Below are 14,925 nucleotides of genomic sequence, written 5' to 3'. Positions count from 1 at the left end.
TCGCTCCTACGAGAAGCCGTGCCCACCGGTATGGTGTCCGTGCAAGACAGGTTTATTTTCAGCACTCTAGTCTCGTCCATCCGGACAACTTTAGAGCAGAAGGAATAAATCTGTTCCTCTTCCACAATGGGGCGTCTGCGTCATTGCCGTTCAAGCCCTTGAGCGTCGCAGCCCCCGGCGTTTCTGGCGTTACAGGGCATAGCCGCCATCCAGCGTCAGGCTCGCCCCGGTCATGTGGGCCGCTGCCGGGCTGGCGAGGTACGCGACCAGGCCGGCGATCTCCATGGGCTGGGCGACGCGTCCGAGTGGGACGAGTTCCGCCAGCGCGTCCAGGTGCGATTGCGTCATGTCGGTCGCGGTCGGGCCGGGCTGGATATTGTTGACGGTGATCCGGCGCGCCGCGAGATCCAGCGCGAGCCCTTGCACCAGGCGCGCAACGGCGGCCTTGGTCATCGCATACACCGCGCCTTCGACCGAAGTGCGCCCAGAGGCCGAATTGCTGCCGATGGTGATCACTCGCCCGCCGTCGCGCATGCTGGCCACGGCGGCCTGGATCGAGAGAATGACGCCACGGATGTTCACGTCGAGCATCAGGTCGAGGTCCTCGACGCCAAGGGCATCGATGCGGGCGAGCCGCAGCACGCCGGCATTGACCACCGCCACGTCTATCGCGCCAAAGCGCTCGACCGCCGCCGCCACCGCATTCCGGATGGCAGCGGCATCCTTGCTGTCGGCCTGGATCGCAAGGGCACGGCCGCCACCCGCCTCGATCTCGTCGGCCAGCGCTTTGGCGCTGTCCGGCCGGGACACGTAGGTCAGCGCCACCGAGAAACCGTCGGCGGCGAGTTGCCTCGCCGCTGCCGCGCCGATGCCCCGGGAGCCACCAAAAACAATGGCGACCTTGTCATTCCCTGCTTCGTCTCGCTTCATCGCCTCACCTTCATTGACTGAAAACGTGAAAACCCGGGAATCAGACGGTTGCCGATTCATGGGACGACGCCACGCGCTTGCCCAACGGCGTCCGGCTGTAGCCATCTGCGGCAATGGTCTGTTGCGCAGGCGCTGCCGTGTTCACGCGCATGCCCAGGGGCGTCCTGCTGAAGCCATCTTCTGCCAGTTGCGGGGTTGCGCCTTCTTCAGCCAGGGGCGTCAGTTGGAAACAGACGGTGCCGTGGGAGCAGCGTGCCTCGGCCGCATTCGCATGCACCGCCACGCCGGCCAGCGAAAAGGTAATGGCGGTCACGAGGGTCTTCAGAGTGTTCATGGCATTGTTCCTCAAGGGTTAGGGGGAACAGTCCATCGGAGTGGGAAAGAGCGCTCTGGAGGAGCGCTGGCTCTACCGCGCGCCGATGTCCTGTTGGAGTGAATTAAAAGCCCTTGGGGTATCTGCGCCGTGTCGAGAAAAGGCGTGGCCATCTCTGCGAATGTCAAAACGGTCTGCGGACACACTGGAATACAAAGCGCCTCCGAGAAAGTGCGGATGAGCAGGCACCGAGCATCCGTCGTCATTGCCGGGAGGGCGCGAAAGTAGTCATTCACCTATGGCTGCCATGCAGGTCAACTGCGCTTCCCGCCACGCGCCTTGCCACACCCAATTGACAGCCTCGCGGCAACTCCCTAACGTTGCTCAGCCGCTCAACAGAGCGGTGCGGGATTGGCGTCCCGGAATTCTGGAAGGTGTCTGGGGTCAATCTCCGGCACCTTGCATGGCTGTACCCATGTTATGGGCGGGCCGTGCGGGGCATCTTCGGATGCGCCGGTTCCCAGATTCCGGTACGCCAACCTGTACGGTCCGCCCTCCCCGATTGGCGTCGGGAGGCGGAAGACTGAATCAATCTGGGAGATTTTCATGAGCCTTTCTGCCCAAGTTCTACCCCATCCCCTCAAGCACGCTGCCCCATCGGACTTCTACGACGCTGCCCAATCCCGTCAATCCGCCCTGATCAATCTGCTGCGCCTGCTGGCCGGCGCGCCGGACCTGGGAGCGCCTGCCGAGGATGTGTTGGACGGCACCTTCAGCGCACTGGAGTACCTGGCGGCCGATGCCGAGCGGTTGTATGCCGCAGCTGAGGAGCATGGGCGGGCGTAGGGCGCATAACCGTTCGCGGTTATCCGCCGTCAGCCGTGCCACCGAGGCGTCCGGCGTGGCCGGTGAATCCAATCGCGGACAGAGTCCGCTCCTACGACCGTGCCTCCCTGGTGCCATAGTGCCGGCCGCGCCGGGGCGCTCTTCGTAGGAGCGCGCCCTGCGCGCGATATCGCGGGCAGAGCCCGCTATGCCGAATGGACGGTTCTTGCGGCTAGCCTAGCTTCTGCGCCAGTTCGCCGATGAACTGGCGCAGCCATTCGTGGTGCGGTTTGCTGTGCTTGGCGATGTCCCAGACCATGAAGCAGCGGAAGGACGGCACCGGCAGCGGCGCCGGGCTTACGCGCAGCTGGGTCATGGCCGCGTAGCTCTCGGCGGCGAAGGTCGGGAGCGTGGCGATGGCCTCGCTGCTCACCAGCGTGGTCAAGGCGCCGCTGAAGTGGGTGAAGGAGGCGATGACGCGGCGGGCGTAGCCGGCGGACTCGAACATGTCGTCGATGAAGCCGCGGCGGCCGTCGTAGGAGATGCGCACGTGGTCGGCAGCGAAGTATTCCTCCAGGCCGATGGGTTCGTCCGCCGCGCCGGCGCGCGGGCGGAACAGGCAGGAGTACGAGGAGGAGAACAGCACCTGCGACGAGTAGCTGGTGTTGAAGTCCTTCGGCTCGCTGCAGATCACCAGGTCCATGTCCGGGTCCTGCAGCGACTGCTTCCACAGCGAGCTGTTGCTTTGGTGGAAGGCGAAAGTCACGCCCAGGCCCCGCTCCGCCGCCGCGCTGACGATGCGCGGGGCGAGGTAGGACTCGATGTCGTCGGACAGGCCGATGTTGAACAGGTAGCTGGAATCGCGCGGGGAGAACTCCGGCTCGGCGCCCAGCACGCCGGAGATGGAGGTCAGCGCCTCGGCGATCTTCGGCGCCAGTTCCATGGCCTTGCGCGTGGGCTGCATGCCGGAGGCGGTGCGGATGAACAGTTCGTCGCCGAAGTGCTCGCGCAGCCGGCGCAGCGCCGCGCTCACCGCGCCCTGGGTCACGTGCAGCATCACCGAGGCGCGGGTGGCGCTGCGCTCGGTCATCAGGCAGTGGAAGGTGAGCAGAAGGTTGAGGTCGATCCGCGAGATATTACGTACGTTAATCCGGCTCATATTTGCTAATCGTTTGCCCCGTGCCCGAGGAGATTCCTAGTCTGGCGTCCACAACAACATAACAAGCGCTGGAGAATTCTGTGGACGCGATTGAGCAAAGCATGGGTGCAGGCGGCATCCGGACCAAGGGCGGGCAGTCGGATATCCGCAAGCGGGCCATCGCGGTCGGCATCGGCAATTTCATGGAATGGTTCGACTTCGCCATCTACGGCTACTTCGCCGCGGTGATCGGCATGCTGTTCTTCCCCTCCAGCGCGCCGGGCGTGTCGCTGCTCTCGTCGCTGGCGGTGTTCGCCGTCGGCTTCCTCTCGCGGCCGTTCGGGGCATTGATCCTCGGGCCCATCGGCGACCGCTTCGGCCGCCGCGCGGTGCTGATCATCACGGTGTTCGGCATGGGCGTGTGCACCACCATCATCGGCCTGCTGCCCTCCTACGAGGCGATCGGCATCGCCGCGCCCATCCTGCTCATCGCCATGCGTTTCATCCAGGGCATGATGGTCGGTGGCGAGTGGTCCAGCGCCGGCATCTACATCGTCGAGAGCGCCCCGTCCAACCGCCGCGCCACCGCGGCCAGCGTGATCACCGGCACGGCGGGGTTGGCCTTCCTGTTCGGCACCTTCACCGCCGCGAGCATCGCCTCGGCGCTGGACGACCAGCAGTTGGCGGCCTGGGGCTGGCGTCTGCCGTTCGTGGCGTCCATCGTGATGACCGGCATCGCCGTGTTCATCCGCCGCAAGCTGGGCGACACCCCGGTATACGAGGAGATGGTCCGCCAGCGCGACTCGCACAAGGTGCAAGCCCCGAGCCGCGCCGTGCGCCGCCGCGCCTTCGTCACCACCTTCGCCTTCTCCGCGCTGTTCGGCGTCTCGCTCTACTACTTCATCACCTACGCCAACAACCACCTGGTCTCCACCGTCGGCCTGCCGCGCAGCAGCGCGCTGTGGCTGTGCAGCGCGGCGCTGGTGGTCTATGTGATCGTCAACCCGCTGATCGGCCAACTCAGCGACCGCATCGGCCGGCGCAAGCTGCTGCTGGGCGCTGCCGCCGCGCTCACGCTGCTGGCCTATCCGATCTTCCTGCTGCTCAACAGCGGCAACCCACTGGCGATTCTCGCCGGGCTGATCGTGATGGGCGTGCTGGTGGCGATCACCGCGGTGATGGACGTGGTGCTGCTGGTGGAAGTCTTCCCGGCCTCGATCCGCTCCACCGGCGCGGCCCTGGGCCACAACCTGGCGCTGGCGATCCTCGCCGGGCCCGGGCCCTTCATCGCCGCCGCGCTGATTCGCCAGACCGGCGACGCGAACCTGCCCGCGGCGTACCTGGCGGCGGTCTCCCTGGTGTGCCTGGTGGTGCTGTGGAAGACCCTGCCGGAAACCCGCGACAACGACATCAGCCGTTTCTAGGCCTTCTTAACAGACAATCAGGAGTCCCCCATGACCCGTGTAGCAATCATCCAGGCCGCCTCCGTTCCCTACGAACCGATGGCCAGCGTCGAGAAGGCCTGCGGCATCCTCCGCCGCGTGGCGGAACAGGGCGCGAAGCTGGCGGTGTTCCCCGAGGCCTTCATCGGCGGCTATCCCAAGGGGGCCGCCTTCGGTAGCGTGGTGGGCAACCGCAGCGCCGCGGGGCGCGAGCTGTACCAGCGCTACGTCGAGGGCGCCGTGGCGCTGGACGGCCCGGAACTGGCGGTGCTCGCCGAGTGCGTGGAGCAGACCGGGGTGACCGTGGTGGTGGGCATCATCGAGCGCTTCGGCCGCACCCTCTACTGCACCGCCGTGACCCTGGCGCCGGGGCGCGGCATCGCCGGCTACCACCGCAAGCTGATGCCCACCGGGCAAGAGCGGCTGATCTGGGGCTTCGGCGACGGTTCCACCATCGAGCCGGTGGACACCGAGTTCGGCGTGCTGGGCAGCGTGATCTGCTGGGAGAACTACATGCCGGCGCTGCGCCAGGCCATGTACGCCCAGGGCGTGCAGCTGTATTGCGCGCCCACCGCGGATGACCGCCCGTCCTGGGCCAGCTCGATGGTGCATATCGCCCTGGAAGGCCGGGTGTTCGTGCTCTCAGCCTGCCAGGCGATCCGCCTGGGCGAGTACCCGCAGCAGCACCGCGAGGCGTTCGGCCTGGACTTCCAGGAGGACGAGTACGTGATGCGCGGCGGCAGCATGATCGTCAGCCCGCAGGGCGAAGTGCTGGCCGGCCCGGTGTTCGACTGCGAGACCGAACTCTACGCCGACCTCGACATGGCCCAGCTGAGCAAGGGCAACCTCGATTTCGATGCCTGCGGCCACTACGCGCGGCCGGATGTGTTCGAGTTGAAGGTGAATACCGCACCGCTGCGGCCGGTAACTTTCGAGCCTTGAGGGCGACCGTTGCAGGGGGCGTGGCCGCGGATCGCGGACGAAGTCCGCTCCTACAGGGGAGGTGGTGCGCAAGGGGCGATGGGTATCGCTGCGCTCCACGCCGTCCTACGGAGCAGCTCCCTGATGCTTCGGAACAGGCAAAGCCCCGCATTCGCGGGGCTTTTCAGTTTTCAGGCGATATCGGCGAAGCGCTCGATATGTGGTTGTTCGCGGTGCCTGGCCTGCCAGATGTCGTAGTCGGCCTGCACGCCGAGCCAGGTGCGCGCCGTGCCGATGCCGGCCAGCTCCAGGCGCACGGCCAGGTCCGGGCTGATGGGCGCGCGGCCGTGCAGCACCCGCGACAGGGTTTCGCGCGCGAAGCCCAGGCGGCGGGCCAGTTCGGTGACGCTGATATCGAGCGCCGGCAGCACGTCTTCGCGCAGGGTTTCGCCAGGATGTGGTGGATTGAACATGACCATGGGCACCCCCTCCTGTTCAGTGGTAATCAAGATAGTCGACAAGTTCCACGTCGTTGCCGATGAAGCGGAAGATCACCCGCCAGTTGCCGCTGACCGTGAGTGACCAGAACCCGTCCAGTTCTCCCTTCAAGGGATGCAGACGCCAGCCTGGCAGGTTGAGGTCGTCCGGAGCGGCCGCTCGATCGAGGAACGGCAACATACGCGCCAGGCGTTTGGCGTGGTCGGCACGGATTCCTCGGGTGGAGCCAGTTCTGAAGAACAGAGCCAGGCCCTTGTGCTGGAAGCTGACGATCATGCGGCAAAGTGTGATGCAATACATCACACCAATCAACAGGTAGATAGAAAACCCAAGCAGGTTATGCGTGGGGAAAAGATGGGTATCGCTTCGCTCAACCCATCCTACGAGGTGTCATATTTGCCGGAAGGTGTAGGAGCGGATCTTATCCGCGATAGCCAGACGTATCGGCGCGGATCGCGGATAAGATCCGCTCCTACGCTGCGCCACCCACACCATTCCCCTGTAGGAGCGCGCCCTGCGCGCGAATCGCAGAAAAGCCCAACCCCTACCCGGCCAGCGCCTCACCGCTCACACGCAGCACCCCGCTATCGATCGCCAGGTGCACCAGCTCCGCGTGGGAACTCACCTGCAGCTTCTGCTTCAGCAGCGTCACGTGGTTGGACACCGTCTTGGCGCTCACGCACAGGTGTTCGGCCACCTGTCTTGCCGGCAGGCCGCGGGCGAGCATGACAAAGATTTCGAATTCGCGGCGGGTCAGGCCGTGCAGGCGGGGGTCGCCCTCTTCCAGGCCCCTGGGCTGGCAGGCCAGGCGGGTGGCCAGGGGTTGTTCGATGTAGAGCTGGCCGGCCAGTACGCGGCGCACCGCTTCGAGCAGCACCGCCGGGGCCGCGCCCTTGGTCACGTAGCCGGCGGCGCCGGCGTCCAGGGCCTGGCGCACCAGGGGCAGTTCGTCGTGCATGCTGAAGAACAGCACGCGCAGCTGCGGCAGGCGCTGGCGCAGGCGGCGGGTGACTTCCAGGCCGCTGATGCCGGGCAGGCCGATGTCGAGGATGACCAGCGCGGGAATCTCGCGCTGCACCGCCTGCAGCGCTTCCTCGCCGTCGCCCGCCTCCACCACGTCCGCTTCCGGCAGCAGGCCGCGCAGCAGGGCGGCTATGCCTTCGCGCACCACGAAATGGTCGTCCACCAGCAGGATTTTCATCGCTTTTCTCCTCTCATGCCGCCACCGGCAGCGGCACCCGCAGGCGCAGCGCCAGGCCCAGGCCGGGCTGGCTGCGCAGTTGCAGTTCGCCGCCCAGGCAGCGGGCGCGCTCGCGCATGGAGCGCAGGCCGATGCCGGCGCGGGGCGGGCCGTCGCTGCCGCGGCCGTCGTCGCGCACGGCCAGGTACAGGTGGCCGCCGCGGGTCTGCAGGCGCACCCACACGCGGGTGGCGCCGGCGTGGCGGGCGACGTTGGTCAGCGCCTCTTGCAGCAGGCGATACAGGTGCGCCTTGGCCGCGTCGCCCAGGGGCGGCAGGCTGTCGGGCAGGCGCAGGGTGCAGGCGATGCCCTGGCTGGCCTGCCAGTCCTCGACGTAGGCGCGCACCGCTTCGTCCAGGGCCAAGTGCTCCAGCACCACCGGGTAGAGGTCGCGGATCAGTGCGCGGAAGCTGTCGTTCAGGCCGCGGCAGTGCTGGTCCATGCGCTCCAGGGTGGGTTGCGCGGCGGGCTGGTCGTGCAGGCTGTGCAGCAGGAAGAGTTGCGCACGGATGCCGGCCAGGTACTGGCCGATGTCGTCGTGCAGGGCCTGGGCCAGCTCCTGGCGCTCGCGCTCCTGCACGGCGAGCAGCGAGCGGGTCAGTTCGGCGTTTTCCTGGCAGGCGCGTTCCAGGGCCTCGGCCATGCCGTTGAAGCGCCCGGCCAGGCGTTGCGCTTCGGGCAGCGAATGGCCGGGCAGACGCACCTGCAGGCGGCCCTGGGCGATCTCGCCGAACGCGGCCTGCAACTGTTCCACCACCCGCAGCCCGCCGCGCACCGCCCAGCGGATCGCCAGCAGGCTGACCGCCAGGGCCACGCCGAACAGCGCCAGCAGCTGCACCAGGGAGTCGCGGACTTCGTCGATTTCGTCGCGCGGGTCCACGCTCAGCTGCACGCGGCGGCCATCGGCCAGTTGCAGCGGCGCGGCGTGGTAGACGTCCGGGTACAGGCGCGCCGCCAGCCATTCGTCGAGCCAGCCGCGCGGCGCCGGCGGCGGCTGGTCGAGCCAGTGCACGCGCACGTGGCGCAGGCCGCCGGTGAGGCTCTGGTCGAGGCTGGCCGGGTCGCGCAGCGCCGCCTCGCGCAGGTATTCCACCACGGCGCGGGCGGCGTCCAGTTCGCGGCGCACGTCCTCGTCGCCCTGGTGCAGCAGCACGGCCACGCACAGCGCGGCGACCAGGGCGAAGAACAGCCCGACCAGCAGGTTGATCCGCCACAGCGCCGACATGGCCGCGCCCTAGGGCCCCACGCGGCAGGGCTGGCCGGCGACGCAGGCGCTGGGCACGCCGGGGCGGGTGTGCAGGCTGTACATGAAATCGAAGCCCAGCAGGCTGAGGATCAGCAGGATGGGCAGTACCAGGGTGACGGCGATACGCATGGCTCGGTTCCCGTTGTCTTTGTTGTTGTAGGGCCATGCTAGGGCGCGGCCGCGGGCGGCGATCTACTACCTTGGTATTGCCCCGGCGGTACTTTCTGCATATTTCCCCGGCCCTGGCGCGTTCCTATGCTGGCGACACAACAACAATGGAGTCGCCCATGCGCCAGTTCGCCCTGCACGGCGTGGCCTACCTGCTGGCGGTCGCCTGCGCTGCCCTGCTCTGCCTGAACGCGCGTGCCGAGGATGCCCCGGCCGAGCTGCAGGTGCGCATCGCCTACCTCGGCTACACGCCCGACCCCGGCCCGCTGCTGTCCAATATCATCCCTGAACCCAGCGACGCCGGCCTGCGCGGCGCCGAGCTGGCCATCGACGACAGCAACACCACCGGGCGCTTCCTCAAGCAGCGCTACAGCCTGGTCAGCGCCACCAGCGCCGATGCCCAGCAGCTGCTGGCCGAGGCGCGCAAGCTGCACGATGACGGCCTGCGCCTGTTCGTGGTCAACGCCCCGGCCGAGAGCCTGCGCCAGCTCGCCGCCGCGCTGCCGGACAGCCTGCTGTTCAACGCCGGCGCCGCCGACGACGAGCTGCGCGCCGACCAGTGCCCGGCCAACGTGCTGCACACCCTGCCCAGCCGGCTGATGCTGACCGACGCCCTCACCCAGTTCCTGGTGCTGCGCAAGTGGACGCACTGGCTGTTGATCATCGGCCAGCGTCCCGAGGACCAGGCCTACGCCGCCGCCCTGCGCCGCTCGGCCAAGCGCTTCGGGGCCAAGATAGTCGAGGAGAAGGCCTTCACCTTCGCCAACGACCAGCGCCGCAGCGCCCAGGCCGACATGCCGCTGTTCACCCAGGCCGGCGACGACTACGACGTGGTGCTGGTGGCCGACGAGCACGGCGACTTCGGCGAGTACGTGCCCTACAACACCTGGCTGCCGCGCCCGGTGGCCGGCACCCAGGGCCTGGTCGCCACGGGCTGGCACAAGACCGTGGAAACCTTCGGCGCCGCGCAGCTGCAGAAGCGCTTCGAGGCCCAGGCCAAGCGCTGGATGAACGACCGCGACTTCGCCGCCTGGGTCGCCGTGCGCAGCGTGGCCAGCGCCGTGACGCGCCTGCGCAACGCCGAGCCGCAGGCCATCCGCGCCCTGGCGTTGTCGCCGGACCTGCCGCTGGATGGCTTCAAGGGCTACAAGCTCAGCTACCGCCCCTGGGACGGCCAGCTGCGCCAACCCATCCCGCTGGTGCAGCCGCGCGCGCTGGTCAGCACCTCGCCGCAGGAAGGCTTCCTGCACCCCGCAAGCGAACTCGACAGCCTCGGCCTGGATGCCCCGGAAAGCCGTTGCCGCCTCGCCGACGCCAAGCCCTGACCTGGAGATACGCCATGTTCCGCGCCGCCATTTTCCCAGCCACCCTGGCCCCTTCCCTGCTGGCCGCCGCCCTGTGCCTGGCGCCGCCGGCCTTCGCCGCCAAGGCCTACGTGTCCAACGAGAAGGACAACAACATCAGCGTCATCGACCTGGACAGCATGACCGTCACCGGCACCCTGGAGACCGGCAAGCGCCCCCGCGGCCTGGCGCTGTCCCACGACAATAAGCTGCTGTACATCTGCGCCAGCGACTCCGACACCGTGCAGGTGATGGACCTGGCCAGCGGCAAGATCGTCAAGCAGCTGCCCTCCGGCGCCGACCCCGAGCAGTTCGCCCTGCACCCCAACGACCGCTGGCTGTACGTCTCCAACGAGGACGACGCGCTGGTGACCGTGGTCGACACCCAGACCGCCCAGGTGCTCGGCCAGATCGACGTGGGCGTGGAGCCCGAGGGCATGGCGGTGAGCCCGGACGGCAAGTGGGCGGTGAACACCAGCGAGACCACCAACATGCTGCACTGGATCGACACCGCCACGCAGAAGCTGGTGGACAGCACCCTGGTGGACCAGCGCCCGCGCCACGCGGAGTTCAACAAGGACGGCAGCCAGGTCTGGGTGTCGGCGGAGATCGGCGGCAGCGTCAGCGTGGTGGACGTGGCCAGCCGCAAGATCCTCAAGAGCCTGCGCTTCGCCATCAAGGGCGTGCACCCGGACAAGATCCAGCCCGTGGGGGTGAAGCTGAGCAGCGACGGCAAGTACGCCTTCGTCGCCCTGGGCCCGGCCAACCACATTGCGGTGGTGGATGCGAAGACCTTCGAGGTGCTCGACTACCTGCTGGTGGGCCGCCGCGTCTGGCACCTGGCGTTCAACCCGGACGAGAGCCTGCTGCTGGCCACCAACGGCGTCAGCGGCGACGTGTCGGTGATCGACGTGAAGGACCTCAAGGTGACCCGCTCGATCAAGGTCGGGCGCTACCCCTGGGGCGTGGTGGTGACGCCATGAACGCCCTGCGGGTGGCGGGCCTGGGCTTCGCCTACGGCGCGCGCAAGGCGCTGGACAGCATCGACTTCGCCCTGCCGGCCGGGCGCTTCACCGCCCTGCTGGGGCCCAACGGCGCCGGCAAGTCCACGCTGATCGCCCTGCTCACGCGCCTGTACGACCTGCAGGTCGGCGAGATAGAAGTGTGCGGCTGCAGCCTGGCCCGCCAGCCGCGCCTGGCCCTGCGCCAGCTGGGCGTGGTGTTCCAGCAGAGCACCCTGGACCTGGACCTGAGCGTGGAGCAGAACCTGCGCTACCACGCCGCCCTGCACGGCCTGCCGCGGGCCCTGGCGGCCGGCCGCATCGAGCAGGAACTGGCCCGCCAGCAGTTGCAGGAGCGCCGCCGCGACAAGGTGCGCACCTTGAACGGCGGCCACCGCCGCCGCGTGGAGATCGCCCGCGCATTGCTGCACCGCCCGCGCCTGCTGCTGCTCGACGAGGCCAGCGTGGGGCTGGACCCGGCGGCGCGCCAGGGGCTGAACGAACACGTGCGCCAGCTGTGCCGCGACGAGGGCCTGACAGTGCTGTGGACCACCCATCTGCTGGACGAGGTGCGCGGCGACGACCAGTTGCTGGTGCTCGACCGCGGCCGCCTGGTGGCCCAGGGCGAAGCGGCGCAGGTCAGCGCCGCCGACGGTGGCGACCTGCCCCGCGCCTTCGCCCGCCTCACCCGCCTGGAAGCCTGCGCATGAAGCCATACGACACCCTCGGCTTCGGCCCCGCCGCCTACTGGCAGTGCCTGCGCGGCATCGTGGTGCGCGAGTGGCTGCGCTTCGTGCTGCAGCGCTCGCGCTTCCTCAGCGCCCTGGTGCGCCCGCTGCTGTGGCTGCTGGTGTTCGCCGCCGGCTTTCGCGCCGCGCTGGGCATCTCGATCATCGAGCCCTACGACACCTACGTGACCTACGAGACCTACATCGTCCCCGGGCTGTGCTGCATGATCCTGCTGTTCAACGGCATGCAAGGCTCGCTGTCGATGGTCTACGACCGCGAGATGGGCAGCATGCGCGTGCTGCTCACCAGCCCGCTGCCGCGCGCCTTCCTGCTGGCCGGCAAGCTGCTGGCCACGGCGCTGGTGTCGCTGCTGCAGGTATACGCCTTCCTCGCCATCGCCTGGCTCTACGGCGTGCAGCCGCCGGCCTGGGGGCTGCTCGCGGCGCTGCCGGCGCTGCTGCTGGCGGCGCTGCTGCTGAGCGCCCTGGGCCTGCTGCTGTCCAACGCCATCCGCCAGTTGGAGAACTTCGCCGGGGTGATGAACTTCGTGATCTTCCCGCTGTTCTTCCTGTCCTCGGCGCTGTACCCGCTGTGGAAGATGCGCGAGGCCAGCGTGGGGCTGTACTGGCTGTGCGCGCTCAACCCCTTCAGCCACGCCGTGGAGCTGGTGCGCTTCGCCCTGTACCAGCGCTTCAACCCGCTGGCGCTGGCGGTGTGCCTGGGGCTGACGCTGCTGTTCGCCGGCCTTGCGCTGCTCACCTTCAACCCGCAGCACGCGGCGCTGCGCAAGGGCTGAAATCTCCTACTTTGGTACTGGATCAACCCTCCGGACGTCGAATTTCCAAAGCAGCGCCCCTGGCATGTAATGGCGGGCAGAAGAATAAATATCGAGATGCCACCATGCCCCGCCTAGCCCCTGCCCTGCTCTGCGCGCTGCTGGGCCTGCCGCTGGCCCATGCGGACGAAGCGCTGTTCTCCAGCGACGGCTACCGCACCAGCCAGTACCGCAGCCCGACCCCGGCCAGCGCCGACCACGCCACCACCCTGGACACCGCCGCCCTGCAGGCGCTGCTGGCCCGCGAACCACGCACGCGCCTGGTGGACGTGTACCGGCGCACCTGGCTCAACGGCCAGTTCGTGACCAACGAAGCGCACCGCAACCTGCCCGGCAGCCTGTGGCTGGCCAACACCGGCGACGGCGTGCTGAGCGCGCCCTGGCAGGCCTACTTCCGCGAGAACCTGCGGCAGCTGAGCGAGGGCGACCCGACGCGCCCACTGGTGTTCTACTGCCGCTCGGACTGCTGGGCCAGCTGGAACGCGGTCAGGCGCGCCCATGCGCTGGGCTATTCCAGGCTCTACTGGTACCGTGACGGAGTAGACGCCTGGGAACAGGCCGGCCTGCCCCTGCAGGACGCCCAGCCGCGCCCTTTCCCCTGAGCACACCCGGCAACGGCTAGCCGCCGCCCATAACGACAACAACGAGGTGTAGGCCATGTACAAGATCCTGATCGCCGACGATCACCCGCTGTTCCGCGAGGCCATCCACAACGTCATCGCCGACGGCTTCCCCGGCAGCGAGGTGATGGAGACCGCCGACCTCGACAGCGCCCTGGGCCTGACCCAGGAGCACGACGACCTGGACCTGATCCTGCTCGACCTAAACATGCCCGGCATGCACGGCCTGAGCGGCCTGATGAACCTGCGCAACGAGGCGCCGACCATCCCGGTGGTGATCGTCTCGGCCGAACAGGACAAGCAGGTGGTGCTGCAGGCCATCACCTACGGCGCGGTGGGCTTCATCACCAAGTCCTCGCCGCGGGCGCAGATGACCGAGGCCATCGAGCAGATCCTCAATGGCAACGTCTACCTGCCCTCGGACATCATCCGCACGCAGAAGGCCTCGCCGCGGCGCAACGGCCACGAGGAGCACGGCATCCCGCCGGAGCTGCTGCAGGCGCTGACGCGCAAGCAGCTGCTGGTGCTGGAGCGCATGACCAAGGGCGAGTCGAACAAGCAGATCGCCTACAATCTGGAGATCGCCGAGACCACGGTGAAGGCCCACGTCTCGGCGATCCTGCGCAAGCTCAAGGTGCACAACCGGGTGCAGGCCATTCTCAGCGCCGGCGACATCGACTTCGCCGCCTACCTGCGCCGCTAGGGAGAGCCCATGCCCGCTTCACGCACCCTGTTCCTGACCGCCGTCGCCATGCTGGCCTTCGCCGGCAATTCCCTGCTCTGCCGCCTGGCGCTGAAGGCCACCCAGCTGGACGCGGTGAGCTTCACCGGCATCCGCATCCTCTCCGGCGCACTGATGCTCGGCCTGCTGCTGCGCCTGCGCGGCCGGGCCAGCCAGGCCAGGGGCAACTGGCGCGCGGCGGCGGCGCTGTTCGTCTATGCCGCGGCCTTCTCCTACGCCTACGTGCAGCTGGACGCCGGCGCCGGCGCGCTGCTGCTGTTCGGCGCGGTGCAGGTGACCATGCTGGTGGTCGGCCTGCTGCGCGGCGAACGCCTGGCCGGCCAGGCCCTGCTGGGCTTCGCCCTGGCCCTGGGCGGGCTGCTGGTACAACTGCTGCCCGGCGCCGGCGCCCCGCCCCTGACGGGCGCCCTGCTGATGCTGCTGTCCGGCGTGGCCTGGGGGCTGTATTCGCTGCTGGGGCGCAATGCGGGCGATCCGCTGGCGGTGACTACCGGCAACTTCGTTCGCGGCATCGCCTTCGCTGCCGTGCTGGCCCTGGTGTTCCATGGCCAGTTGCGGGGGGATGTGCCGGGAGTGGTCTACGCGGTGCTGTCCGGGGCGCTGGCTTCGGGGATTGGCTATGCCATCTGGTACGCGGCATTGCCGGGGTTGTCGGCGATCCAGGCGGCGTCGGTGCAGTTGAGTGTGCCGGTGTTGGCGGCGTTGTCCGGGGCGTTGGTGTTGGGGGAGCACATCGGTTTGCGGTTGGTGCTGGTGTCTTGTGCGGTGTTGGGGGGGATTGGGTTGATACTGCGGGCCAAGGTGCGTGTGCCGGCTGCCCAGCGGGCTTGAGCACTGGCTGGCTTTTCGTAGGAGCGAGCTTGCTCGCGAACCTGTTTGCCGGTGACTCCGCTCCCTCACCCTAACCCTCTCCCAGAGGGAGAGGGGACCGTTC

At 68.1% G+C, this 14,925-nt stretch carries 18 protein-coding genes; 10 read left to right on the top strand and 8 right to left on the bottom strand.

The genetic code is table 11. From position 1 onward, the window contains the following. Positions 1-189: 189 nt before the first annotated feature. Both ACTWJ5_RS13390 and ACTWJ5_RS13385 read right to left on the bottom strand, forming a co-directional pair. A complete protein-coding gene (locus tag ACTWJ5_RS13390) occupies positions 190-930 on the bottom strand; it encodes an SDR family oxidoreductase (RefSeq protein WP_261746387.1) in 741 nt (246 codons plus the stop codon). 40 nt (positions 931-970) lie between these two features. Beyond that, positions 971-1,264, bottom strand: coding sequence for a hypothetical protein (locus ACTWJ5_RS13385; RefSeq protein WP_074984009.1), 294 nt, complete (start codon positions 1,262-1,264; stop codon positions 971-973). A gap of 585 nt (positions 1,265-1,849) precedes the next feature. Between ACTWJ5_RS13385 and ACTWJ5_RS13380 the strand changes: the two genes are divergently transcribed. Beyond that, positions 1,850-2,089: a hypothetical protein gene (locus ACTWJ5_RS13380; RefSeq protein WP_074984011.1), complete on the top strand. Its 240-nt coding sequence runs from the start codon at positions 1,850-1,852 to the stop codon at positions 2,087-2,089. Positions 2,090-2,300: 211 nt separating this feature from the next. Here ACTWJ5_RS13380 and ACTWJ5_RS13375 read toward each other — a convergent pair whose 3' ends face one another. Then, complete coding sequence (locus ACTWJ5_RS13375; protein ID WP_444438969.1) at positions 2,301-3,227, bottom strand: LysR family transcriptional regulator; 927 nt, start codon at positions 3,225-3,227, stop codon at positions 2,301-2,303. Positions 3,228-3,307: 80 nt separating this feature from the next. Here ACTWJ5_RS13375 and ACTWJ5_RS13370 point away from each other — a divergent pair, with 80 nt between their 5' ends. Continuing rightward, positions 3,308-4,630, top strand: a complete 1,323-nt coding sequence (locus ACTWJ5_RS13370) for an MFS transporter (RefSeq protein WP_444438967.1) — start codon at positions 3,308-3,310, stop codon at positions 4,628-4,630. A 30-nt stretch (positions 4,631-4,660) separates the two neighbouring features. Beyond that, positions 4,661-5,590: a carbon-nitrogen hydrolase family protein gene (locus tag ACTWJ5_RS13365; protein WP_444438965.1), complete on the top strand. Its 930-nt coding sequence runs from the start codon at positions 4,661-4,663 to the stop codon at positions 5,588-5,590. A 170-nt stretch (positions 5,591-5,760) separates the two neighbouring features. Here the strand turns inward: ACTWJ5_RS13365 and ACTWJ5_RS13360 are convergent, their stop codons facing one another. From ACTWJ5_RS13360 to ACTWJ5_RS13340, 5 genes are all read right to left on the bottom strand, one after another. Continuing rightward, on the bottom strand, positions 5,761-6,048 hold the full coding sequence (locus tag ACTWJ5_RS13360; RefSeq protein WP_009622956.1) for a HigA family addiction module antitoxin: 288 nt from the start codon (positions 6,046-6,048) through the stop codon (positions 5,761-5,763). Between the two features lie 16 nt (positions 6,049-6,064). Further along, a complete protein-coding gene (locus ACTWJ5_RS13355) occupies positions 6,065-6,343 on the bottom strand; it encodes a type II toxin-antitoxin system RelE/ParE family toxin (RefSeq protein ID WP_024128692.1) in 279 nt (92 codons plus the stop codon). 268 nt (positions 6,344-6,611) lie between these two features. Next, positions 6,612-7,268, bottom strand: a complete 657-nt coding sequence (locus ACTWJ5_RS13350) for a response regulator transcription factor (protein WP_061562022.1) — start codon at positions 7,266-7,268, stop codon at positions 6,612-6,614. A 13-nt stretch (positions 7,269-7,281) separates the two neighbouring features. Then, positions 7,282-8,532, bottom strand: coding sequence for a sensor histidine kinase (locus ACTWJ5_RS13345; RefSeq protein ID WP_074984022.1), 1,251 nt, complete (start codon positions 8,530-8,532; stop codon positions 7,282-7,284). A gap of 9 nt (positions 8,533-8,541) precedes the next feature. Further along, positions 8,542-8,682 (bottom strand): hypothetical protein, encoded by a 141-nt coding sequence (locus ACTWJ5_RS13340; protein WP_009622964.1) that lies wholly within the window; start codon positions 8,680-8,682, stop codon positions 8,542-8,544. A 158-nt stretch (positions 8,683-8,840) separates the two neighbouring features. Between ACTWJ5_RS13340 and ACTWJ5_RS13335 the strand changes: the two genes are divergently transcribed. From ACTWJ5_RS13335 to ACTWJ5_RS13305, 7 genes are all read left to right on the top strand, one after another. Then, a complete protein-coding gene (locus ACTWJ5_RS13335) occupies positions 8,841-10,046 on the top strand; it encodes an ABC transporter substrate-binding protein (RefSeq protein WP_444438962.1) in 1,206 nt (401 codons plus the stop codon). 14 nt (positions 10,047-10,060) lie between these two features. Beyond that, positions 10,061-11,047, top strand: a complete 987-nt coding sequence (locus tag ACTWJ5_RS13330; RefSeq protein WP_074984027.1) for a YVTN family beta-propeller repeat protein — start codon at positions 10,061-10,063, stop codon at positions 11,045-11,047. Continuing rightward, complete coding sequence (locus ACTWJ5_RS13325) at positions 11,044-11,775, top strand: ABC transporter ATP-binding protein (RefSeq protein WP_249919709.1); 732 nt, start codon at positions 11,044-11,046, stop codon at positions 11,773-11,775. The genes ACTWJ5_RS13330 and ACTWJ5_RS13325 overlap by 4 nt, the downstream gene beginning before the upstream one ends. Further along, positions 11,772-12,590, top strand: coding sequence for an ABC transporter permease (locus ACTWJ5_RS13320; RefSeq protein WP_249919708.1), 819 nt, complete (start codon positions 11,772-11,774; stop codon positions 12,588-12,590). Before ACTWJ5_RS13325 ends, ACTWJ5_RS13320 begins: the two co-directional genes overlap by 4 nt. A gap of 104 nt (positions 12,591-12,694) precedes the next feature. After that, the gene (locus ACTWJ5_RS13315; protein WP_444438960.1) at positions 12,695-13,231 is read left to right on the top strand and encodes a PQQ-dependent catabolism-associated CXXCW motif protein; all 537 of its coding nucleotides are present in this window, start codon (positions 12,695-12,697) and stop codon (positions 13,229-13,231) included. Between the two features lie 55 nt (positions 13,232-13,286). Then, positions 13,287-13,952 carry a response regulator AgmR gene (agmR, locus tag ACTWJ5_RS13310; RefSeq protein WP_009622977.1) on the top strand — a complete coding sequence of 222 codons (666 nt, stop codon included), beginning with the start codon at positions 13,287-13,289 and terminating at the stop codon, positions 13,950-13,952. A gap of 9 nt (positions 13,953-13,961) precedes the next feature. Further along, complete coding sequence (locus tag ACTWJ5_RS13305; protein WP_444438957.1) at positions 13,962-14,822, top strand: DMT family transporter; 861 nt, start codon at positions 13,962-13,964, stop codon at positions 14,820-14,822. Positions 14,823-14,925: the final 103 nt, after the last annotated feature.

It is taken from the genome of Pseudomonas sp. A6 (assembly GCF_052367875.1).
GTDB lineage: Bacteria > Pseudomonadota > Gammaproteobacteria > Pseudomonadales > Pseudomonadaceae > Pseudomonas > Pseudomonas citronellolis.
Note: the sequence above shows the minus strand (reverse complement) of the source record. Positions and strands in the feature narration are given on the sequence as shown.